General features: G+C 64.9%; 18 protein-coding genes and 1 pseudogene. 17 read left to right on the forward strand and 2 right to left on the reverse strand.

Annotation, left to right across the window (positions count from 1 at the left end):
• The first annotated feature begins 15 nt into the window (after nt 1-15).
• A complete protein-coding gene (locus RS897_RS19055; RefSeq protein ID WP_315838052.1) occupies nt 16-1,188 on the forward strand; it encodes an MFS transporter in 1,173 nt (390 codons plus the stop codon).
• 45 nt (nt 1,189-1,233) lie between these two features.
• Here RS897_RS19055 and RS897_RS19060 read toward each other — a convergent pair whose 3' ends face one another.
• Complete coding sequence (locus RS897_RS19060) at nt 1,234-2,025, reverse strand: AraC family transcriptional regulator (protein WP_315838053.1); 792 nt, start codon at nt 2,023-2,025, stop codon at nt 1,234-1,236.
• A 123-nt stretch (nt 2,026-2,148) separates the two neighbouring features.
• Between RS897_RS19060 and RS897_RS19065 the strand changes: the two genes are divergently transcribed.
• The 13 genes and pseudogenes from RS897_RS19065 to ligA all read left to right on the forward strand — a co-directional run bounded on the left by RS897_RS19065 (nt 2,149) and on the right by ligA (nt 18,428).
• A complete protein-coding gene (locus RS897_RS19065) occupies nt 2,149-3,387 on the forward strand; it encodes an FAD-dependent oxidoreductase (RefSeq protein WP_315838054.1) in 1,239 nt (412 codons plus the stop codon).
• Nucleotides 3,388-3,406: 19 nt separating this feature from the next.
• The gene (locus RS897_RS19070) at nt 3,407-3,817 is read left to right on the forward strand and encodes a hypothetical protein (protein WP_315838055.1); all 411 of its coding nucleotides are present in this window, start codon (nt 3,407-3,409) and stop codon (nt 3,815-3,817) included.
• Between the two features lie 144 nt (nt 3,818-3,961).
• On the forward strand, nt 3,962-5,374 hold the full coding sequence (gene murC / locus RS897_RS19075) for a UDP-N-acetylmuramate--L-alanine ligase (protein WP_315838056.1): 1,413 nt from the start codon (nt 3,962-3,964) through the stop codon (nt 5,372-5,374).
• Nucleotides 5,371-6,297: a UDP-N-acetylmuramate dehydrogenase gene (gene murB, locus RS897_RS19080; RefSeq protein ID WP_315838057.1), complete on the forward strand. Its 927-nt coding sequence runs from the start codon at nt 5,371-5,373 to the stop codon at nt 6,295-6,297. Before murC ends, murB begins: the two co-directional genes overlap by 4 nt.
• Nucleotides 6,297-7,295, forward strand: a complete 999-nt coding sequence (locus RS897_RS19085) for a D-alanine--D-alanine ligase family protein (protein WP_315838058.1) — start codon at nt 6,297-6,299, stop codon at nt 7,293-7,295. The genes murB and RS897_RS19085 overlap by 1 nt, the downstream gene beginning before the upstream one ends.
• Nucleotides 7,296-7,349: 54 nt before the next feature.
• Nucleotides 7,350-7,668: pseudogene (locus RS897_RS19090) on the forward strand (D-alanine--D-alanine ligase); the annotation flags it as partial.
• Nucleotides 7,635-8,624 carry a cell division protein FtsQ/DivIB gene (locus tag RS897_RS19095; RefSeq protein WP_315838059.1) on the forward strand — a complete coding sequence of 330 codons (990 nt, stop codon included), beginning with the start codon at nt 7,635-7,637 and terminating at the stop codon, nt 8,622-8,624. The pseudogene RS897_RS19090 and the gene RS897_RS19095, both read left to right, overlap by 34 nt.
• Complete coding sequence (ftsA, locus tag RS897_RS19100) at nt 8,621-9,949, forward strand: cell division protein FtsA (RefSeq protein ID WP_315838060.1); 1,329 nt, start codon at nt 8,621-8,623, stop codon at nt 9,947-9,949. Before RS897_RS19095 ends, ftsA begins: the two co-directional genes overlap by 4 nt.
• A 105-nt stretch (nt 9,950-10,054) precedes the next feature.
• Nucleotides 10,055-11,824, forward strand: coding sequence for a cell division protein FtsZ (gene ftsZ, locus RS897_RS19105; RefSeq protein WP_315838061.1), 1,770 nt, complete (start codon nt 10,055-10,057; stop codon nt 11,822-11,824).
• 377 nt (nt 11,825-12,201) lie between these two features.
• The gene (gene lpxC, locus RS897_RS19110) at nt 12,202-13,167 is read left to right on the forward strand and encodes a UDP-3-O-acyl-N-acetylglucosamine deacetylase (RefSeq protein ID WP_315838062.1); all 966 of its coding nucleotides are present in this window, start codon (nt 12,202-12,204) and stop codon (nt 13,165-13,167) included.
• A gap of 453 nt (nt 13,168-13,620) precedes the next feature.
• Nucleotides 13,621-14,511 (forward strand): outer membrane protein assembly factor BamD, encoded by an 891-nt coding sequence (locus tag RS897_RS19115; RefSeq protein WP_407654514.1) that lies wholly within the window; start codon nt 13,621-13,623, stop codon nt 14,509-14,511.
• Nucleotides 14,512-14,523: 12 nt separating this feature from the next.
• Complete coding sequence (recN, locus tag RS897_RS19120; RefSeq protein WP_315838063.1) at nt 14,524-16,197, forward strand: DNA repair protein RecN; 1,674 nt, start codon at nt 14,524-14,526, stop codon at nt 16,195-16,197.
• 77 nt (nt 16,198-16,274) lie between these two features.
• Nucleotides 16,275-18,428 (forward strand): NAD-dependent DNA ligase LigA, encoded by a 2,154-nt coding sequence (ligA, locus tag RS897_RS19125; protein ID WP_315838064.1) that lies wholly within the window; start codon nt 16,275-16,277, stop codon nt 18,426-18,428.
• Between the two features lie 172 nt (nt 18,429-18,600).
• Here the strand turns inward: ligA and RS897_RS19130 are convergent, their stop codons facing one another.
• Nucleotides 18,601-19,488, reverse strand: coding sequence for a LysR substrate-binding domain-containing protein (locus RS897_RS19130; RefSeq protein ID WP_315838065.1), 888 nt, complete (start codon nt 19,486-19,488; stop codon nt 18,601-18,603).
• A 423-nt stretch (nt 19,489-19,911) separates the two neighbouring features.
• On the opposite strand from RS897_RS19130, the gene RS897_RS19135 reads away from it, so the two are divergent.
• From RS897_RS19135 to RS897_RS19145, 3 genes are read left to right on the forward strand one after another with little or no spacing between them, the layout of a single operon-like run.
• Nucleotides 19,912-20,646 carry a FadR/GntR family transcriptional regulator gene (locus RS897_RS19135; RefSeq protein WP_315838066.1) on the forward strand — a complete coding sequence of 245 codons (735 nt, stop codon included), beginning with the start codon at nt 19,912-19,914 and terminating at the stop codon, nt 20,644-20,646.
• The gene (locus tag RS897_RS19140) at nt 20,636-21,133 is read left to right on the forward strand and encodes a 2,4'-dihydroxyacetophenone dioxygenase family protein (RefSeq protein ID WP_315838067.1); all 498 of its coding nucleotides are present in this window, start codon (nt 20,636-20,638) and stop codon (nt 21,131-21,133) included. The genes RS897_RS19135 and RS897_RS19140 overlap by 11 nt, the downstream gene beginning before the upstream one ends.
• Nucleotides 21,133-21,906: an SDR family NAD(P)-dependent oxidoreductase gene (locus RS897_RS19145; protein ID WP_315838689.1), complete on the forward strand. Its 774-nt coding sequence runs from the start codon at nt 21,133-21,135 to the stop codon at nt 21,904-21,906. Before RS897_RS19140 ends, RS897_RS19145 begins: the two co-directional genes overlap by 1 nt.
• Nucleotides 21,907-21,964 lie beyond the last annotated feature (58 nt).

The following is a 21,964-nucleotide window of genomic DNA, read 5'->3' on the forward strand; positions in this document are numbered from 1 at the left end:
CCAAGGACTCCTGCCATGCCACTTGCACTCTATGCGCTCACCGCCGGCGCTTTCGGAATTGGCGTCACTGAATTCGTCATCATGGGTCTGCTGATCCAGGTCGGCGCCGATCTCGGCGTCTCGATCCCCGCGGCAGGCCTGCTGATTTCCGGCTACGCGCTCGGCGTCGTGGTCGGCGCGCCGATCATGACCATCGCCACCAGCCGCTGGCCACGCAAAACCGCGCTGCTGGTGCTGATGGCGATCTTCACCATCGGCAATGCAGCGTGCGCGATCGCGCCGGACTACTGGACGCTGATGGCCGCGCGGGTGCTGACGGCGTTCGCGCACGGCACCTTCTTCGGCGTCGGCTCGGTGGTCGCAACCAGTCTCGTTGCGCCCAACAAGAAGGCCTCGGCCATCGCCGTGATGTTCACCGGGCTGACCGTGGCCAACATTCTCGGTGTTCCCTTCGGCACCTGGCTCGGCCAGGGCTTCGGCTGGCGCGCGACCTTCTGGGGAGTGACGGTGGTCGGTCTGGCCGCATTGGCCGTGATCGCGGCGTTCGTTCCCCGTGATACGGCCGTGCAGGAACCCACGAAGTTGCGTGATGATCTCGCGGTGCTGGGACGTCGCTCGGTGCTGGTGGGACTCTTGACCACCGTGTTGAGCTGGGTCGGCGTGTTCGCGGTCTTCACTTACATCGCGCCGATCCTGACCCGCATCACTGGTTTTCAGGATGCTGTGGTGTCGCCGATCCTGCTGGTGTTTGGCGCGGGCCTTGTGGCCGGCAACCTGGTCGGTGGCCGCCTTGCTGACCGCAAGTTGATGCCGACGCTGTTTGGCAGCCTGCTCGGGCTCACCGTCGTGCTGGGGCTGATGACGTTCGCCATCCACAGCCAGATCGCAGCGGTTGTCTTTGTCGGCCTGCTCGGTTTCGCGGCATTCGCCACGGTGCCGCCATTGCAGATGTGGGTGCTGGAGAAGGCTCATGGTGCTGGCCAGAGCCTCGCCTCCAGCTTCAACATCGCCGCGTTCAATCTCGGCAACGCGATCGGCGCCTGGCTCGGCGGCATCGTGATCACCCATGGCCCCGGCCTCGGCGCCATTCCATGGGTTGCGGCCCTGGTGCCGCTTGCCGGACTGCTGCTGGCGCTGTTCAACCAGCAACTGGACCAGCGCCGCGTTCAGGCTGTTCCTGCGGAATGAATGCGTCGCGGGCCCGCAGAACACGCCATCATGCAAAAAGCCGGCCTAGAAGGCCGGCTTTTTGCTGGCGAAATAATGCGCCGGGGAATCGCCGTAGCAGCGGCGGAACATGGCGATGAAGTTGCTGGGCGATGCGTAGCCCAGGGTATCGGCGACCAGCGCCACCGGTTCACCTTGCGCCAGCCGCTCCAGCGCATGCGTCAGCCGCGCCTGCTGGCGCCACTGCGCAAAACTCGAGCCGGTCTCTGCAACAAACAACCGCCGCATGGTGCGCGACGACAGGCCGGCCCATTGCGCCCATTCGTCCAGCGTGCGGTTATCGCTGGGACGATTCAAAAGCGCGGTCGCGATGCGCACCAGTCGCTCATTCGATGGCATCGGCAGATGCAGCGGCTGCTGCGGTGATCGTCGAACTTCATCCATCAACACGGCAAGCAGACGCGCCTGTTCGGGCGCAAGGTCATGATCGCTCGGCCATGACGCCGCACGCCGCACCAGCGCGCGCATCAGCTCGCTGGTGCCGATCACACACGGGCGCGTTGGCAGCCCGCTGCAGCTGTCGGGTGTGATCAGCACGCTCCAGCCGCTCAGTGCGCCGCTGATGCTCACCTTGTGCTGTTCGCCGGGTGGCATCCAGCCGGCGCGGTTGGGCGGCAGCAGCCACGAGCCGTGCCGGGTGCGCACGTGGATCAGCCCGCTCTCGATGCAGAAGATCTGGCCGCGCAGGTGGGCGTGCCAGTCATGTTCCCGCGTGCCCAGCTTGAAAGCGTCGGCAGGGTCATCCGAGCCCCACAGCGCGATGACGGCCGGCCCGTCGAGGCGGTCGAGGGCGTCCAATAAGATTGTCTCTAGGCTGGCCATTTCTCACTATTTATTGGCCAAATATCGTTATCGCAAGCATGTCTTCCTTGGCTATCGCTGACCAGCCGGCATGAGTCGGCAACAGGCGATGGTGAAGTTGTGAGCCGGAATCAGTTTCAGGAGACGGGACGCGTTGCGATCATCGGGGCCGGGCTTGGCGGCCTCTGTCTTGCGCAGGGACTGCGGCGCGCCGGCATAACCGTCGACGTCTATGAGCGGGACGCCGCGCCCGACAGCCGCGACCAAGGATACCGGATCCGGATCAACGATTGCGGCCAGCGCGCGCTGGCGCAGTGCCTTCCCGACCATCTCTACCGGCTGTTTTGCGATACCTGTGCGAGGTCCGAGACCGGCGGGCGGTTCTGCGATCCGCAACTCGTGCCGGTGACGGGACGTGCGGCCGGGACTTGGCGTCCCTCCGTGGTCGACACCACGGGCGCGCAAGAGGAGGAGTTGGCGGAGCGGGGCGATCTCAGCGCCAACCGCCAGACCCTGCGCGAAATCCTGCTGTGCGGATTGCTGGACCGGGTGCATTTCGGCAAGTCGTTCCGCCGCTTCGACCTGAAGAGCGACGGCAAGGTTGCGATCGCCTTCGAGGATGGCAGCTCGGTTCAGTCCGACATCGTGGTGGCTGCGGATGGCGTCGGCTCGCCGGTGCGGGCGCAGCGCTGGCCGCATGCGCGGGCCGCCGACACTGGCTCCGTTTGCATCTACGGCACGACACGGCTTTCGCCCGAGATCCGGTCGCTGATCGCGCCGTCATTGTTGAGGGGAACGTCGGTGATTTTCGCCGATGGCTTCGCACTCATCGTCGACGCCATGCGTTTTCGGCAATCGCCGGTCACGGCCGGATGGCTGTGTGATGGTTCGCTCAGCCCCGTCGAGGACTATCTGTACTGGGCCTTCATCGGTCCGCGCGACTGCTTCGGCTTTGACGAGAGCGGCGATTTGCCGCCGGCGGGGCCGGCGCTGCGTTCGATCGTGGCGTGCCGCACCTACGACTGGCACCCCGGCCTGAGGGCGATGTTCGAACACGGCGAGCGATCGTCGCTTGCGATGCTGCCCGTCAGGAGCGTCGTGCTGCAGGCGGCCTGGATACCGACGCCGGTGACGATTCTGGGCGATGCGGCCCATGCGATGAGTCCCGCCGGTGGCCTCGGCGCCAATACCGCACTGGACGACGCAGCGCGGCTTGCCGGGCGGCTGGAGGAGGCGGCCGCCGGCGACCTCTCTCCTCTCGCAGCGATCGCGGCCTATGAGCACGACATGCGCTTGCGTGCAGGCGCTGCGATCCAGCTTTCACAACAGGGCGCGGCGCGCCTGTTTTCACCAGCATAGTCCCAGGGAGCAGCAGACCATGCCGTTCGATCCGGAATCCTTTACCGTCCATGATGTCTCGACCTTCCCGGTGGTGCGGGCGCGAAGCGAGGGCATGACGGAGGGCTATGCCCCGCAATGGGTGCAGGAGATGGAGGCGCTGCTCGCACGCGGCGAGCCCTATGTGCTGATGTTCGAGGGCGGGCGCGTCGACGAGGCCCATGAGGACCGCAAGCAGCGCGGGCTCTGGCTGAAGAAAAACAAGCAGGCGCTGCAGAAGGTCTGCCGGGCCTTGATCAGCATCGAACCGGATGCGCTGAAACGCGCGGCCTTCCGGCTTCAGGCCGTCGGTGCGGTCAAGGCGTTCGGTATTCCGATGGACGTGGTGGCGTCCGCGCCTGAAGCGGCGGCGTGCGCACGCCGGCGGCTGGAGGATCACCCCGAGGGGTAACCGAATCCGGCGTCGCCTTTGATCCGCCGAATTGTCGATTTCTAGCTGTTTCCGGGCTTGTCCCGGTCCGTCTCGTCTTGCATGAAGGAGGCTGGATTCGTGGGTGCTTCGGCCCCTGCGCCATACACAGCCGGTGAGATCGAGATGAGACTGCCCCGCGAAATCGGACCTATTCACTTCGTCGGGATCGGCGGCATCGGCATGAGCGGCATTGCCGAGGTGCTGAACAATCTCGGCTATACGGTGCGCGGCTCCGATGTGGCCGAGAGCGCCAACGTCAAGCGCCTGCGTGACAACGGCATCGCTGTCGTCGTCGGCCATGCGGCCGACAATGTGGCCGGCGCCGGTGTCATGGTGGTCTCGTCCGCCATCAAGCGCGACAATCCGGAATTGATGGCGGCGCGCGCCCAGCGCATTCCGGTGGTGCGCCGTGCCGAGATGCTGGCCGAGCTGATGCGGCTGAAGAGCTGTGTCGCGATCGCCGGCACCCACGGCAAGACCACCACCACCTCGATGGTGGCGACGCTGCTCGATGCCGGCAATCTCGATCCCACCGTGATCAATGGCGGCATCATCAATGCCTACGGCACCAATGCGCGGCTCGGCGCCGGCGAGTGGATGGTGGTGGAAGCCGACGAGAGCGACGGCACCTTCCTGAAGCTGCCCGCCGATGTCGCCATCGTCACCAATGTCGATCCCGAGCATCTCGATCACTTCAAGACCTTCGATGCGGTGCAGGAAGCGTTCCGCAATTTCGTCGAGAGCGTGCCGTTCTACGGCTTCGCCGTGATGTGCATCGATCATCCGGTGGTGCAGACCCTGGTTGGCAAGATCGAAGACCGCCGCATCATCACCTATGGCGAGAACCCGCAGGCCGACGTTCGCCTGATGAATCTCGCCGCCGCCAATGGCGGTTCGACTTTCAAGGTGTCGTTCCGCAATCGCAAGGACGGCTCGACCCACGAAATCGACAAGCTGGTGCTGCCGATGCCGGGGCGCCACAACGCGTCCAATGCGACCGCGGCGATCGCTGTGGCCCACGAACTCGGGCTTTCCGATGATGCCATCCGCAAGGCGCTGGCCGGCTTTGGCGGTGTCAAGCGCCGCTTCACCAAGACCGGCGACTGGAACGGCGTCACCGTGATCGACGACTACGGCCATCACCCGGTCGAGATCGCCGCCGTGCTGCGCGCCGCGCGCGACTCGACCAAGAACAAGGTGATCGCCGTGGTGCAGCCGCACCGCTACACCCGCCTGCAATCCCTGTTCGAAGAATTCTGCACCTGCTTCAACGACGCCGATACCGTCATCGTCGCCGACGTCTATCCGGCGGGCGAGGCGCCGATCGCGGGCATCGACCGCGATCATTTCGTGCTGGGGCTGCGCGCCCACGGCCATCGTGAGGTGATTCCGCTGAAAGATTCGACACAGCTCGCCGAGGTGGTTCGCGGCGTGGCCATGAGTGGCGACTATGTCGTCTGTCTTGGCGCCGGCAACATCACCCAGTGGGCCTATGCGCTTCCGGCGGAATTGAAAGCGTTGGAGACGGCGAATTGAGCTTTCCCGACCTGCTTCCCACTCTGACCTCCGCAATGCCCGACCTGCGCGGGCGATTGCTCGGCAATGAAGGTCTCGCGGCACTGACCTGGTTTCGTGTCGGCGGCCCCGCACAGGTGCTGTTCACACCGGCGGATGAAGACGATCTGGCTTATTTCCTGGCGCGGTTGCCGCAGGACATCCCGGTCTATCCGATTGGCGTCGGCTCCAACCTGATCGTGCGCGACGGTGGCGTGCCGGGCGTGGTGATCCGGTTGTCGCCGCGTGGCTTTGGCGAGGCCAAGGCGGATGGCGACACCGTGCGCGCCGGCACCGCGGCCCTCGACAAACGCGTGGCGGAGACGGCGGCGGCCGCCAACATCAGCGGGCTCGAATTCTATTTCGGCATTCCCGGCTCGATCGGCGGTGCGCTGCGCATGAACGCCGGCGCCAATGGCGGCGAGACCAAGGATGTGCTGGTGGAAGCGCGGGGTGTGACGCGCGCCGGCGATATCAGAACCTTCTCCAACGCCGACATGAAGTTCGTCTATCGCAACAGCGGCGTCGAGGATGGCGTGATCTTTACGTCTGCGCTGTATCGCGGTCGCATCAGTGATCCCGAAGCGATCCGCGCGCGGATGGCCGAGGTGCAAAACCATCGCGAGACCGCGCAGCCGATCCGGGAAAAGACCGGCGGTTCGACCTTCAAGAATCCGGCAGGACACAGCGCCTGGAAGCTGATCGATGTCGCCGGCCTGCGGGGCTTCCGTGTCGGCGGCGCCCAGGTCTCGGAGATGCATTGCAATTTCCTGATCAACACCGGCGACGCCACCGGTCACGACATCGAGACATTGGGCGAGACCGTGCGCACGAAGGTCAAAGAGACCTCCGGAATTGAGCTGCACTGGGAAATCAAGCGGATCGGAATCAACGGACGGGCATGATGCGCACGACCATTCTTTTCGGCGGCACCAACAAGGAGCGTCTGGTATCGGTGGCGTCCGCTCAGGCCCTGCACGCGGCTTTGCCCGACGCCGACCTGTGGTTCTGGGACATCGACGACACGGTGCATCAGGTGCAATCCGAACAACTGCTCGGTCATCTCAAGCCGTTCGAGGATCCGTTCAAGCCCGGCGATCGCGGTTTCGGTCTGGAGCAGGCGCTGGACCAGGCGAAGGATGAGGGGCGGGTGCTGGTGCTCGGCCTGCACGGCGGCCGGGCCGAGAACGGCGAGCTGCAGGCGATGTGCGAAATCCGCGGCATCCGGTTTACGGGGTCCGGTTCGGCGGCATCGAATCTCGCCTTCGACAAGATCGCCGCCAAACGGTTTGTCGCCACTGCGGGGGTCGAAGCGCCTGCCGCTGTGACATTGGACAATATGGAGGGCGCGTTCGCGCAGTACGGCCGGTTGATCGCCAAGCCCGCGCGGGATGGATCGAGCTACGGTCTCATTTTCGTCAATTCGACCCAGGACCTCGTTGCGGTCCGGACCGCAGCAAAGACCGAAGACTATGTGGTCGAGCCGTTCATCGCCGGCGTGGAGGCGACGTGCGGGGTGCTGGAGCAGTCCGATGGGTCGCTGATATCGCTGCCGCCGATCGAGATCATTCCGGCGGACGGCGGTTTCGGCTTCGACTACCGGGCCAAGTATCTGGCGAAAGCGACCCAGGAAATCTGCCCCGGGCGGTTTTCGCAGGAGATCACGGCCCTGTTGATGGACAAGGCGCTCAGGGCGCACCGGGTGCTGTCGTGCCGCGGCTATTCCCGAACCGACTTCATCATCTCGGACAAGGGGCCGATCTACCTCGAAACCAACACCCTGCCGGGCCTGACCAAGGCCTCGCTCTACCCGAAGGCGCTGAAGGCGCAGGGGATCGAATTCGTCGATTTCCTGCATGACCAGATCGCGCTGGCCGAAAAGCGGACCCAGATACAGCCGTGATCTCCCTGGAGGCCGGGAACCGAAGGGAACCAGAGTCGTCAACCGTAAAATTCTTACGATTTCGGAATAAACCGTTCTTCCGGCGCATCAAAATACGTCCAGATCCCCCCGGTTTTACCTTTTGTTTACCAGGAAGCCCGAAGGTTAACGCTGGCGGCGCATGACGCGCTTGGCTGCCAGGGCGTGAGCCGTGCGGATTTCCGTGACGACGACCGCATCGAGATGCGGGGGCCTGATCTGTTAGAGGTCAAAACCCACATTTGAGCCCGGCATGACCGAGACGTCACCTGCGCCAGAGCCTGCGATGTATGCAGGCATAACGTTTGACGAGCTCGTGCAATGGATGGTGGAGGACGCCTCGCTCGGTCGCTGAGACAGAAGGGGCCCCAATCCGAACAGACGACGACAACGGCGCGACGCGCTGCGCCGCGGGCTGCGCGCGCGGCTGACCGTTCGCGTCGCATGAGCTATCGCACCGCCGCCCAGGACGAGGACATGCCGCGTTTCCTGGTGCAGCTGCAGCGCCAGCTGCCGCGCCGGTTCGGGCTGTTCGCTACACTCTTTATATTGCTGGCCTCTCTCGTGCTCGGCGTGGTGAAGGGCAACCATGTCGACGACGTGGTGTCGACCCTGAGCGATGCCCGCAACGCAGCGGCCAATGCCGTCGGGTTCCGCATCACCAATGTCGCCATCAGCGGCCGCAAGCAGCTGACCCAGGATGAAGTGCTGGCGATCGGTGGCGTCACCGGCCGCTCGTCGCTGCTGTTCCTCGACGCCGCGACCGTGCGCGACAAGCTCAAGTCCAGCCCCTGGATCGCCGATGCCACCGTTCTCAAGCTCTATCCGGGACAACTGCAGATCGACATCACCGAGCGCAAGGCGTTCGCTCTCTGGCAGCAGGACGGCGCGCTATCGGTGATCGCCGAGGACGGCGCGGTGCTGGAGCCCTGGGTGTCCCGCCGTTTCACCTCGCTGCCGCTGGTGGTGGGCAAGGGCGCCGCAACCCGGGCCAAGGATTTCCTCACTTTGCTGGCGCAGTATCCGCAGGTGCGCTCCGCCGTGAAGGCCATCGTGTTCGTTGGCGAGCGCCGCTGGAATCTGCGCCTGGCCGACGGTCTTGACGTGCGGCTGCCGGAAGCCGGGCTCGAGAGCTCGCTGGCGCTGCTGTCGAAGCTCGACAAGGAAGACCGGCTGTTCTCCCGCGATATCACCGCCATCGACCTGCGGCTGCCGGATCGCGTCACCGTCCGGCTGTCCGACGATGCGGGCAAGGCGCGGGACGAGCTGCTCAAAGACAAGAAGCCGAAACGCAAGGCCAGTGACGCATGACCAGTCTCGACCGTCAGCTGACCCCCAAGACCCGCGCCATGCCGGCAAACCGCACCGCTTTGGTGGCGGCGCTTGATATCGGCACCAGCAAGGTGGCCTGCCTGATCGCCCGGCTGAAGCCGTGTCCGCCGAGCGAGGCGCTGCGCGGCCGTACCCACGCCATCGAATTGATCGGCATCAGTCACATCCAGTCGCTCGGCGTCAAAGCCGGTGCGGTGATCGATCTGGCCCAGTGCGAGCAGTCGGTCCGCCAGGCCATTTCGGTGGCCGAACGCATGGCCAAGGTGCGGGTCGAATCCGTGCTGCTGTCGGTGTCTGCCGGCCGCCTGCAGGGGCAGTTGATCGAAGCCGCCGCCGATATCCGCGGCGGCACGGTGTCGCCGGCCGATGTCGGCCGCGTCACCTCCACCGGCATGCACCACGCCACCGCCACGGGCCGCACCGCGCTGCACGCGCTGCCGGTCGGCTATTCGCTTGACGGCGTGAAGGGCATTCGCGATCCGCGCGGAATGGTCGCAAGCAAATTTGGTGTCGACATGAATGTCGTCACCGCCGACGCCTCCGCCTGCAAGAACCTGATGCTGGTGGTCGAGCGCTGTCATCTCAATGTCGAGGCCATGGCAGCCAGCCCCTACCTCGCCGGCCTCTCCGTGCTGACCGACGACGAGGTCGACACCGGTGCCGCCATCGTCGACATGGGCGCGGGAACGACGACCATCGCCACCTATTCGACCGGCCGCTTTGTCCATGCCAGCGGATTTGCGCTCGGCGGGCAACACATCACGATGGATTTGGCCCGTGGACTCGGCGCCTGCATTGCGGATGCGGAGCGAATCAAGACTTTATACGGTACCGTGCTGACGGGTGGTTCCGACGCGCGCGAGTTGATGAGCGTGCCTTCGGCAGACGACCACGACCGCGATGTGCCGCAGATCGTCTCCCGCGCCACCATCGCCAACATCATTCGCCAGCGCGCCGAGGAGATTTTTGAAATGGTCAGGGACCGGCTGGCAGATTCTCCCTTTGCGGCCGAACCGCGGGCGCGGGTGGTGCTGACCGGCGGCGCCTCGCTGCTGACCGGCATTCCGGAGCTGGCCAGCCAGATTCTCAATCGTCCGGTGCGCGTCGGCCGTCCGCTCGGCTTCGGCCGGCTGCCGGCGGAAGCCAAGAGCGCATCGTTCGCGGTGCCCACCGGGCTGCTGGTCTACCCGCAATTCGCTCACCTCGAACATGTCGAACCGCGGCACACGCGGCAGCTCAAGACGGGGACTTATGGCGGCGGCTATTTCGGGAAGGTCGGACAATGGCTTCGCGAGGGGTTCTGATGATCCGGCAGTGCGTACACATGATTTCGTCAACCGCTTCGGTCCGGTGTTCCGGTTTGGGCCGCAGGCATTCCGGCACAACTCGCGCGTAATCGAGAGGCAAACATGACCATCAATCTCAACATTCCCGACATCCGCGAGTTGAAGCCGCGGATCACCGTGTTTGGCGTCGGCGGCGCGGGCGGCAACGCCGTCAACAACATGATCACCGCGGGCCTTGTTGGCGTCGACTTCGTGGTCGCCAACACCGATGCCCAGGCGCTGACCATGTCGAAGGCCGAGCGCATCGTGCAGATGGGCACCCAGGTGACCCAGGGCCTCGGTGCCGGCTCGCAGCCGGACGTCGGCGCGGCCGCCGCGCAAGAGGTTATCGACGAAATCCGCGACCATCTGACCGGCGCCAACATGGTGTTCGTCACCGCCGGCATGGGCGGCGGCACCGGCACGGGTGCGGCTCCCGTCATTGCCAAGACGGCCCGCGACATGGGCATCCTCACCGTGGGTGTGGTGACCAAGCCGTTCCATTTCGAGGGCCAGCGCCGCATGCGCACGGCCGAGACCGGCATCACCGAACTGCACAAGGTGGTGGATACGCTTCTGATCATCCCGAACCAGAACCTGTTCCGGGTCGCCAACGAGAAGACCACCTTCGCCGACGCCTTCGCGATGGCCGACCAGGTGCTGTATTCGGGCGTTGCCTGCATCACCGACCTGATGGTCAAGGAAGGTCTGATCAACCTCGACTTCGCCGACGTCCGCGCCGTGATGCGCGAGATGGGCAAGGCGATGATGGGCACCGGCGAGGCCTCCGGCGAGAAGCGCGCGCTGACCGCGGCTGAAGCTGCGATCGCCAACCCGCTGATCGACGATTCCTCGATGAAGGGCGCCCGTGGCCTGCTGATCTCCATCACCGGCGGCAAGGACCTGACGCTGTTCGAGGTCGACGAAGCCGCGACCCGCATCCGTGAGGAAGTCGACCAGGACGCCAACATCATCGTCGGCGCCACCTTCGACGAATCGCTCGACGGCGTCATCCGCGTCTCGGTGGTGGCCACCGGCATCGACCAGACCGCGACCGCGCGGCTGACCCAGACCCCGTCCGCCCCTGCGGTGGCCGCGGCGCCCGACAGCCGTCTCGCCGACCTGACCGCGCGCCTGAAGGCCGACAACCAGCGCATGGCCGAACGCGCCAAGCAGGATGGTGGACGTCCCGTCCAGGCGGCGCCGCCCGTGCAGGGCCAGCGCCCGCCGGCCGACTTCGATCGCGCCGCGCTCGCAGCCATCGCGGCTGCGGTCTCGCCCGAACAACAGGCGGAAGCCGCGTCGCAGATGCAGCCGGGAGCCTATGGCGATGTCATGATCCGCCCGATCGCGCCGAAGCCCTCGCTGTTCCCCGACCAGCCTGCCGCCGTGCAGCTGCAGGAGCCGGCGCTGCCGACCGCGTTCATTCCGCCGGCCGCCGAGCGTGCGCCGCTGCGTGCGCCACGGATGCCGAAGTTCGACGAGCTGCCGATGCCGGCCCAGAACCAGATCCGCCAGGCGGCTGGTGAGGCCGAAGACGAGCATCCGCAGCAGAAGCGGCTGTCGCTGCTGCAGCGCCTCGCCAATGTCGGTCTCGGCCGGCGTGACGAAGAGAGCGAACCGCCGATCGCAGCGCGGGCCTCCAACCCGGCCATGCCGCAGATGCCGCCGCTGCAGGAGCGCAAGCCGCAGCGTCCGATGCCGCAGGTCGGCGCCGGCGAGCCGGTGTCCGAGTATGCTCGCCGCCCGGCCCCACAAGGCCTCGATTCCCATGGCCGGCCGGCGCCGCAGCCGCCGGCCCAGGGCGACGACCACCTGGATATCCCGGCGTTCCTCCGCCGGCAGGCCACCTGAGCATTGTTACAGGCCAGCTGTGGCTTTGTTACATCAGCTGAAATCGACCATGTCCCGGCCCACCAGGCCGGGACATTCGTTTGTGCGGTGGGAATGTTGTGAAGTTTTTTAACGCTTTGAATTAACTGGAGAATTTGAGAAGGCGAGGGCTTGCAATCGCTGCCCGAATTTGGTTAACGGGCGGCGCAAATACGGCGGGTTTGGGGTAACAATCGGTAAAAAACCGTGACTGGCGCGACTCCCGTCGAGGAGTATGGTGAAAAGGACTTGGGGATCACTTTGAATCAAATCGCCTAATCTAGGAACGCGACTCTCGGGGACGTTCCATAAGACGCGGCGGGGGAAATTTGGTTCAGTGAGTCATTAGTGGGCAGTGCATGAAATTCAGCCGGCAAACGACGCTTCGTTCGCACGTCACCGTGACGGGCGTGGGCGTACATTCGGGCTCGCAGGTCACGATGACCATGGGACCTGCCGATGTCGACGCCGGTTTTGTTTTTGTCCGGACCGATCCCGAAGGGCAGAATCGCGAGCTGCGCGCCAAGGCCGGCGCGGTCGTCGCCACCGATTTCGCCACAGTCCTGGGTGATCGCCAGGGCGTGATGGTCTCCACTGCCGAGCATGTTCTTGCTGCGCTGCGCGGCATGGGCGTCGACAATGCCACCATCGAAGTCGACGGTTCTGAAGTGCCGATCATGGACGGCAGCTCCGCTCCCTTCGTCGCCGCGATCGATCGCGCCGGCATCCGGCAGCAACCGGCGCCGCGCCGCTATATCGAAGTTCTCAAGCCGGTGCAGGTGACACTCGGCCAGTCATTCGGCGAACTGCGCCCCTATGCCGGCGGTTTCCGCACTGAGGTCGAAATCAGCTTCACCAACCCGATGATCGGCCACCAGAGCTACATGCTCGACGTGACCCCAGATGCGTTCCGCCGCGACATTTCGCGCGCCCGTACCTTCGGCTGCATGGGCGACGTCCAGCAGCTGCTGAAGTCCGGTTTTGCGCGTGGCGCGTCGCTGGACAATTCGGTGGTGTTCGAAACCGACCGGGTGCTGAACCCGGAAGGCCTGCGTTACGCCGACGAATGCGCCCGTCACAAGGTGCTCGACGCGATCGGTGATCTGGCGCTGGCCGGCCTGCCGCTGATCGGCCTGTATCGCTCGGTGCGGGGCGGCCACAAGCTCAATCACGCCGTGCTCAGCGCCCTGATGGCTGACCGCAGCGCCTGGCGGGTCGTCGAGGCGGAGCCCGCCGTGTCCGTTCGTCACGCCCGCGGTCATGCCGACGTCGTCGGTGGTCTCCTGGGTGGTCTCGTTCCGGTCTACGCTCCGGACGTCTCCTGAGCCTTCCTGTCCTGAATGATCAGGGTCTTAGCGCTGAGATTCGTTGTTTTGACGCGTTTTCTTCTCCGCGCAAACGCTTTGCGTTTGTCGCGAGGGAACCGGTATCCACTTCGCTGGAAAACGCTATAGCCGGCGCCGGCCCTTTTGCAACACTCCCCAAAGCTCATCTCCCGTCCCCCGGCATCAGTGCAATTCGCCTTAATCCGGGCGGAATGTGTGCATAGTCGGTTGGTTCAGGCAGGTTTTTCAGCTACATAGGCGCACGACCAACGTGCAGATGATCAACGTGCGCACATGAGCGGATTGGCGCCGATGGTCCAGGCCGATAAGGCCATGGCAATCTGATCGCACTAATCTGGTTCGATAAGTTGGCTTTGTAGTTAGAGACTCTTGATAGCAAGAGACTCGCGTCTCTTGAGGTCGGTCACATCCATGATGGTTGGACAACGCAACATGTCGTTTTCTCGCGCGAACCGGACAGGCCGGATCGGACGCCACCTCGGCTTTGCGGGCGGACTGATGCTTCTTGCGACCACGCTCGGCGGCTGCGGCACCGGGCCGATCTGGGACAAATTCCTCGCCAAGGACGACAACACCTTCGTCGAGGAGCCGGCGGACAAGCTCTACAACGAGGGCTTGTACCTGATGAACGAGAAGAAGGACATCAAGGCGGCCAACAAGAAGTTCGAGGAAGTCGACCGCCAGCATCCGTATTCGACCTGGGCGCGCAAGTCGCTGTTGATGTCGGCTTACGCGGCCTATGAGGGCGGCGACTACGACACCGCGATCGGCTCGGCCTCGCGTTATGTCAGCCTGCATCCGGGAACGCCGGACGCGGCTTATGCGCAGTACCTGATCGCCGCCTCGCATTACGACCAGATCCCGGACATCAGCCGCGATCAGGGCCGCACCGAGAAGGCCATGAGCGCACTGGAAGAGGTGATTCGCAAATATCCCGATTCCGAATACGCCACCTCCGCCAAGAAGAAGCTGGAAGGCGCTCGCGACCAGCTTGCCGGCAAGGAAATGTCGGTCGGCCGCTATTACATGGACAAGCGCGATTACACCGCCGCGATCAACCGCTTCAAGCTGGTGGTGACCCAGTATCAGACCACCCGCCATGTCGAGGAAGCGCTGGCGCGCCTGACCGAGGCCTATATGACCATCGGCGTGGTCGGCGAGGCCCAGACCGCCGCCGCCGTGCTTGGCCACAACTTTCCTGACAGCAAGTGGTACAAAGACAGCTACAATCTAGTAAAGTCCGGCGGACTCGAACCGAGCGAAAACAAAGAGTCCTATATCAGCAAGGCCTTCAGGGTCGCGAAGAAATGGGGCCTTGGATAGGATCTGACCGCAATGCTGGCGCGCCTTTCGATCCGTGACATCGTCCTGATCGAGCGGCTCGACATCGATTTCGCCCGCGGGCTTGCGGTGCTGACCGGAGAGACCGGGGCGGGCAAATCCATTCTTCTCGATGCATTCGCGCTGGCGCTCGGCGGCCGCGGCGATGCCGGCCTTGTCCGCCACGGCGCGGAGCAGGGCCAGGTAACAGCGGTGTTCGATGTGCCCAAGCGCCATCCGGCCGCGAAAATCCTCAGCGAGAACGGGCTCGACGACACCGGCGAGATGATTCTGCGCCGCGTGCAGCTCGCCGACGGCCGCACCCGCGCGTTTCTCAACGACCAGGCCATCAGTGTGCAGACCCTGAAGGCGGTCGGCACGGCGCTGGTGGAAATCCACGGCCAGCACGATGAGCGCGCGCTGGTGGATGCCGCCACCCATCGCCGCCTGCTCGATGCCTTTGCCGGCCTGGAAAAAGATGTCACGGCGCTGGAAGCGCTGTGGGAGGCGCGCCGCACTGCGCGCACCGCGCTGGACGATCATCGCGCCGGCATGGAGCGCGCCGCGCGCGAGGCCGATTTCCTGCGCCATGCCTCCGACGAATTGCGCAAGCTCAAACCGCAGGCCGGCGAGGAAACTTCGCTGGCCGAGCGTCGCACCACCATGATGCAGGGCGAAAAGATCGCCTCCGACCTGCGCGAGGCGCTGGAAGTGGTTGGCGGCCATCAGTCGCCGGTGCCGGGCCTGGCCGCGGCGGTGCGCCGGCTGGAGCGCCGCGCGGCGAATTCACCGACACTGATCGAGCCCGCGGTCAAGGCGATCGATGTCGCCATCAACGCGCTGGAAGAGGCCGACCAGCATCTCAACGCGGCGCTGAGGGCGGCGGATTTCGATCCGGCGGAGCTCGAGCGGATCGAGGAGCGGCTGTTCGCGCTGCGCGCGGCGGCGCGGAAGTATTCCACCCCGGTGGACAGCCTCGCCGCACTGGCGGAACGTTATGCCTCCGACGTGGCGCTGATCGATGCCGGTGCGGAACGGCTCAAGGTGCTGGAAAAAGCCGCCGGCGAAGCGGACAAGGCTTATGACGCCGCCGCCGTGAAGCTCTCGGCCGTGCGGGGCAAGGCCTCCGAGAAGCTCAACAAGGCCGTCAATGCCGAGCTCGCGCCGCTCAAGCTCGAGCGCGCCAAATTCATGACCCAGGTCGACAGCGACACTGCTGCAGCCGGCCCGCAGGGCATCGACCGCGTCGAGTTCTGGGTGCAGACCAATCCCGGCACGCGGCCCGGGCCATTGATGAAGGTCGCCTCCGGCGGCGAGCTGTCGCGTTTCCTGCTGGCGCTGAAGGTCGTGTTGTCGGATCGCGGATCGGCGCCGACCCTGGTGTTCGACGAAATCGATACCGGCGTGGGTGGCGCCGTGGCGGATGCCATCGGCGCGCGGCTGGCGCGGCTGGCCGGCAAGGTGCAGGTGATGGCCGTGACCCACGCGCCGCAGGTCGCCGCGCGCGCCGACCAGCATCTGCTGATTTCCAAGGATGCGCTCGACAAGGGCAAGCGCGTCGCCACCAGCGTCGCAACGCTCAAGAGCGATCACCGCCGCGAGGAAATCGCCCGCATGCTGGCCGGCGCCGAGATCACCGCAGAGGCGCGCGCCGCCGCGGACCGGTTGCTGAAGGCGGCGACGGCGTAGCGTATGTGCCTCCTCGCCTGAGGCCGGCCAACAACGTAGAATCACATAACGCTTGAATTGAAGGGGTGGGGGCGGCCATGTCGGCAAAGAAGGTGACGGCAAAAGCCGCAGCCAAGAAGAAGGCGCCTGCCGCCGTCGAGCATCTCACCCATGCCCAGGCCAAGGCCGAACTGGTTCGGCTGGCGCTGGAAATCTCCCTGCACGACAAGCGCTACTATCAGGACGACGCCCCGAAGATTTCCGATGCCGAGTATGACGCGCTGCGCCGGCGTGTCGGGGATATCGAGGCGCGGTTTCCCGATCTGCTGACGGCGGAATCACCGTCGCAAAGGGTCGGCGCGCAGCCGTTGGGCCGTTTCGCCAAGGTGCGCCACGCGGTGCCGATGCTGTCGCTGGGCAATGCCTTCAGCGACGAGGATGTCGCCGATTTCATCGAACGTATCCAGCGCTTCCTCAAGCTGGACGAGATTCCGGCGATTGTCGCGGAGCCCAAGATCGACGGTCTGTCGCTGTCGCTGCGTTATCAGAACGGCGAACTGGTGACGGCCGCGACCCGCGGCGATGGCTTCGAAGGTGAAGACGTCACCGCCAATGTCCGCACCATCAAGGACATCCCGAACACGTTGAAGGGCAAAGCCATTCCCGCGGTCTGCGAGATCCGCGGTGAAGTCTATATGCGGACCGCGGATTTTCTCGAGCTGAACAAGAAGCAGGCGGAAGCCGAAGACACGGTGTTCGCCAATCCGCGCAATTCCGCCGCCGGCTCGCTGCGCCAGAAGGATCCATCGATCACCGCGTCGCGGCCGCTCAAATTCTTTGCCTACACCTGGGGCGAGATGAGCGAGACGCCGGCAGATACGCAGTTCGGCATGATCAAATGGATGGCGAAGGCGGGCTTCGTCACCAATCCGCGCACCACGCTGTGCAAGAGCGTCGACGAGGCGCTGACGTTCTATCGCGGCATCGGCGCTGAGCGCGACACGCTCGGCTACGATATCGATGGGGTGGTCTACAAGGTCGATCGGCTGGACTGGCAGAACCGGCTCGGCTTCGTGTCGCGCAGCCCGCGCTGGGCGATCGCGCACAAGTTCGCCGCCGAACAGGCCACCACCGTCATGAACGGCATCGACATCCAGGTCGGCCGCACCGGCGCGCTGACGCCGGTGGCGCGGCTTGCGCCCGTCACGGTCGGCGGTGTGGTGGTGTCGAATGCGACGCTGCACAATGAGGATTACATCAAGGGCATCGGCAATGACGGCGAGCCGATCCGCGATGGCGTCGACATCCGCGTCGGCGACACCGTGGTGGTGCAGCGCGCCGGCGACGTAATTCCGCAGGTCGTCAGCGTGGTGCTGGACAAGCGGCCGAAGGACGCCAAGCCCTACAAATTTCCGGACACCTGTCCGGTGTGCGGCAGCCACGCGGTGCGCGAGGAAGGCGAGGTCGTGAAGCGCTGCACCGGTGCGCTGATCTGTCCGGCGCAGGCGGTGGAGAAGCTGAAGCACTTCGTCTCCCGCAATGCCTTCGACATCGAAGGTTTCGGCGACAAGCAGGTGCAGGAATTCTATGCCGACGACCTGGTAAAGTCGGCGGTCGATATCTTCACACTGGAAAAGCGCGACGCTCGCTCATCCAGCAAGCTGATGCAGCGCGAGGGCTATGGTGAAGTCTCGGTGCGCAATCTGTTCAGCGCCATCAACGAGCGCCGCCGCATCGAGCTCAACCGGCTGATCTACGGGCTCGGTATTCGCCATGTCGGCGAGGGCAACGCCAAGCTGCTGGCGCGGCACTACGGCACCGTTGAAGCCTTCGAGCGCGCGATGCGCGCGGCAGGCAAGGGCCACGACAGCGAAGCCTACGAGGATCTCAACGACATCGAAGGGGTGGGCGAAGTCGTGGCCGATGCGGTGGTGGAATTCTTTGCCGAACCGCGCAACCTCAAGGCGTTCCACGATCTGCTTGGTGAAATCGAGGTGCTGCCGGTCGAACAGGCGCGCAAGGATACGCCCGTCGCCGGCAAGACGGTTGTATTCACGGGCTCGCTGACCAAGTTCACCCGCGACGAAGCCAAGGCCGCCGCCGAACGACTGGGCGCCAAGGTGTCGGGTTCGGTGTCGAAGAAGACCGACTATGTCGTGGCCGGCGAGGACGCCGGTTCCAAGCTCACCAAGGCGAAGGAGCTCGGCGTGGCCGTGCTGAGCGAGGACGAGTGGTTGAAGCTGATCGGGTAGCGCTGCGACAGCAGATTATCCGTCATCCTGAGGTGCGCACTCTTGCGCGCCTCGAAGGATGGACGGCCAAGGTATTTAAGGTTCGGGCTGTCATCCTTCGAGGCTCTCCCCGCGGTGCAAGTGCACCGCGAGGCTCGCACCTCAGGATGACGGGTTGCTCTTATCGCCTGCCCTAAAACTCCAGCGGCGGCAGGCCGAGCTCCCGGGCCAGCCAGGTGGCGAACATCCGCACCGCGCGCCGCGGCTTGGCCTTGGGTGGAAACACCAGATAGTGCCCGACATAACTGACGTCGCGGGTGATGCCCTTGAGCGGTGCAACCAGCTGGCCGCTGGCCAGTTCGCGCTCGGCCAGGCGGGTGGATTCCAGCGTTATGCCGAGGCCGTCGACGGCGGCGGCGATCGCCATGAAGCTGCGGTCGAAGCGGCTGCCGCGCTGGCTCGGCGGGGTGGTGTCGTTGGCGGTGAACCACTCGGTCCAGCGCACCCGCTTGTAGTCGCTTTCGATCAGGTCGTGGGCGGAGAGATCCGCGATCGAGCGGATGTTTGCAGCGATCTGCGGCGTGCACAGCGGCGTCACCAGCTCTTCGCCGAGCGGGCAGACAATCAGGCCTTCCTGGCGGGGCGGGCCGTAGCAGATGTCGGCATCGAAATCGTCGTTGTGGAAAGCGGGATAGTCGTTGCTGGCTGACAGACGCACCTTGAGGCCCGGCTGCTCGGCAATCAGGCCGCGCAGTCGCGGCATCAGCCATTGCGTCGCCAGGCTTGGCGCGCAATGCAGGCGCAGCAGATTGCCGGAGCGGGCTCCGACTGTCTCAAGTCCGAGTCGCACCTCGTCGAAGGCGCTGGAGACATGGCGCAGCAGGGCCTCGCCGCCGGGGTTGAGTCGGACCGACCGTCCTTCGCGCTCGAACAGCGCTGCGCCGATCAGGTATTCCAATTTGCGAATGGCGTGGCTGACGGCACTCGGCGAGATGCCCAGTTCTTCGCCCGCAGAGCGAAAAGAGCTAGTCCGTGCAGCAGCTTCGAAAGCGCGTAGCGCGCCGAGTGGGAGTTGTTCCATGGTACCTCAGATGAACACGTTTCATCGGTAGGCGCAATTTTTGTGTTTTTCCTTTGCCGGTTCGACGATCAGACTGCGAATCGTAAACGTGTCTCGGCTCCCCGTCACAGTGCCTCCCGGGTCATGACCTCCGGGTGCAGCGATCCCGTCGTTGTGCACCGCGACACCTCACCGAGAGACGTTTCTCCTCCCCGCGTTCCCTCACACGCGGACCACCTCAAGCCCCGGTCGCAAGATCGGGGCTTTTTTTATGTCCGGCCGTTCGGTGTCCCGAGGCTTGGGCCCAGGATTGACTCTTTCAAACATCGGATGTTTAACATCCGATGTTTGAAAGAGTCCAATCCAGCCGGGCAAAGGCATCCCTTGAATCTCGCGCGCACGAAACAACCTGACAGAAAAGCCAAGCCGGGGCGGATTCAGTCCGTGGTGGCGACGCTGGGACGGGAGATCACGCGCGGTGTGATCGAGATCGGCGAGGCGTTGCCGGCGGAGCCTGAACTCGAAGCGCGTTTCGGCGTCGGGCGTGGCGTTATTCGCGAGGCGATGAAAACCCTGGCGGCGAAAGGCCTGGTCAGCGTCCGGCCACGCCACGGCACCCATGTGCTGCCGCGGCGCGACTGGAGTCTGCTCGATCGCGAAGTGCTGACATGGCTGGTCGGCGACGGCGAACCCGATCCCGAGATGATGTCCAGCATCCAGGAGGTGCGGCTGATGATCGAGCCTGCCGCCGCCGCGCTCGCCGCGCAGCGCGCGACGAGGCAGGATCTGGAGCGCATCAACGCGGCGCTGGCCGCCATGGAAACGTCGCACGATCAGGCCAGCGCGACGGCCGCCGACAAGAAATTCCATCTCGCCATTCTCGATGCGACCCACAACCCGGTGCTGCAGGGCTTTCGCGGCGCGATCGACACCATCCTGGGGGCGGTGTTCTTCGTCGCGGTGGGCTCGCAGGACTGGTTCGACGAAAACCTGCCCAACCACGCCCGCGCCGCGCGCGCGATCGAGGACGGCGATCCGGTCAAGGCCCGCGCCGCGATGGAGCGGGTGCTGGGCTACACCGAAACACAACTCAACCGGCGCGAAGCCAGCCGCCGCCGCGCTGCCAAGCTGGCCAAGAAGCCGGTCGCGCGCAAAAAAGGGAAACGCGATGTATCGTGACATGAACGGCTCGACCCATGTGCTGGCCTCGCCGGAAATCGCGGTCGTGGCCATTCCGGAGGATGAACGGGTCTGGGTGCCGCAGGCGCCCGACGTCTGGTTCCGTCCGCTGATGCTGAACACCCGCCAGGGGCAGTGGTGCAATCTGCTGCGCGTCCGCCGTTCCGGCGTGCTGTCCCGGCATCTGCATCCCAATCCGGTGCACGGCTTCGTGCTCAAGGGCAAATGGCACTATCGCGAGCACGACTGGGTCGCGACCGAGGGCTCCTATGTGTTCGAGCCGCCCGGCGAGATCCACACGCTGATCGTGCCGCAGGACACCTCCGAGATGATCACCTTCTTCAACATCCAGGGATCGATGGTCTATCTCGACAAGGACGACAAGCACGTCGGTTATGAAGACGTCTTCACCAAGATCGACATGTGCCGTGCGCACTATGTGTCGGCCGGGCTCGGCGCCGACTACGTCGACCAGTTCGTGCGATGATGGATACTCAGGTCTCAGCGAGCGCGTCGCAGAGCGGCGCCTGGGCCTCGACCTGGTACGCCGGCAAGCGCGTGCTTGTCACCGGCGGGACATCGGGAATCGGTGCCGGCATCACCCGCGGCTTCATCGAAGCGGGCGCGGAGGTCATCGCGGCGGGTGTCGGTGAGGCCGAGATCCGCGAGGCCAAGGCGGACGGCCTGCTGTCGCGAGCGGATCTGCGGCAGGTCGATGTGCGCGAGCCGGATCAGGTCAATGACCTGGTGGCCTCGTGCGGTGACCTCGATGTCGTGGTGAATTGCGCGGGCGTGATCCGGCGCGGCGAGGAGCATGATCCCGACGTGTTCGAGTCCGTTGTCGATATCAATCTGAACGGTACGATGCGGGTGTGCGCCGCAGCGCGGCCTGCGTTGGCGCGTAGCAGCGGCGCGATCGTCAACCTGGCCTCGATGCTGTCGTTTTTCGGCGGTGGCCTGGTGCCGGGTTATGCCGCCAGCAAAGGCGGCATCGCGCAGCTGACAAAATCGCTCGCCATTGCGTATGCGCCCGAGCAAATCCGCGTCAATGCCATTGCGCCCGGATGGATCGCGACGCCATTGACGGCGGGGCTGCGCTCGGATGAGCAGCGCAGTTCTGCGATCCTGGACAGGACGCCGCTGCGGCGGTGGGGCACATCGTCCGATCTGCTCGGCGGGGTGCTCTATCTGTGTTCACCGGTGGCGTCATTCGTCACCGGAACGGTGCTGGTGATCGACGGAGGTTATGCCGTCGCCTGAGCTGCGTATTGTCTGTGCAAACCACGCGCGGACGACCGGGATGTTCGACGGCAAGATC

This window comes from Bradyrhizobium prioriisuperbiae, from assembly GCF_032397745.1.
Classification (GTDB): Bacteria; Pseudomonadota; Alphaproteobacteria; order Rhizobiales; family Xanthobacteraceae; genus Bradyrhizobium_A; species Bradyrhizobium_A prioriisuperbiae.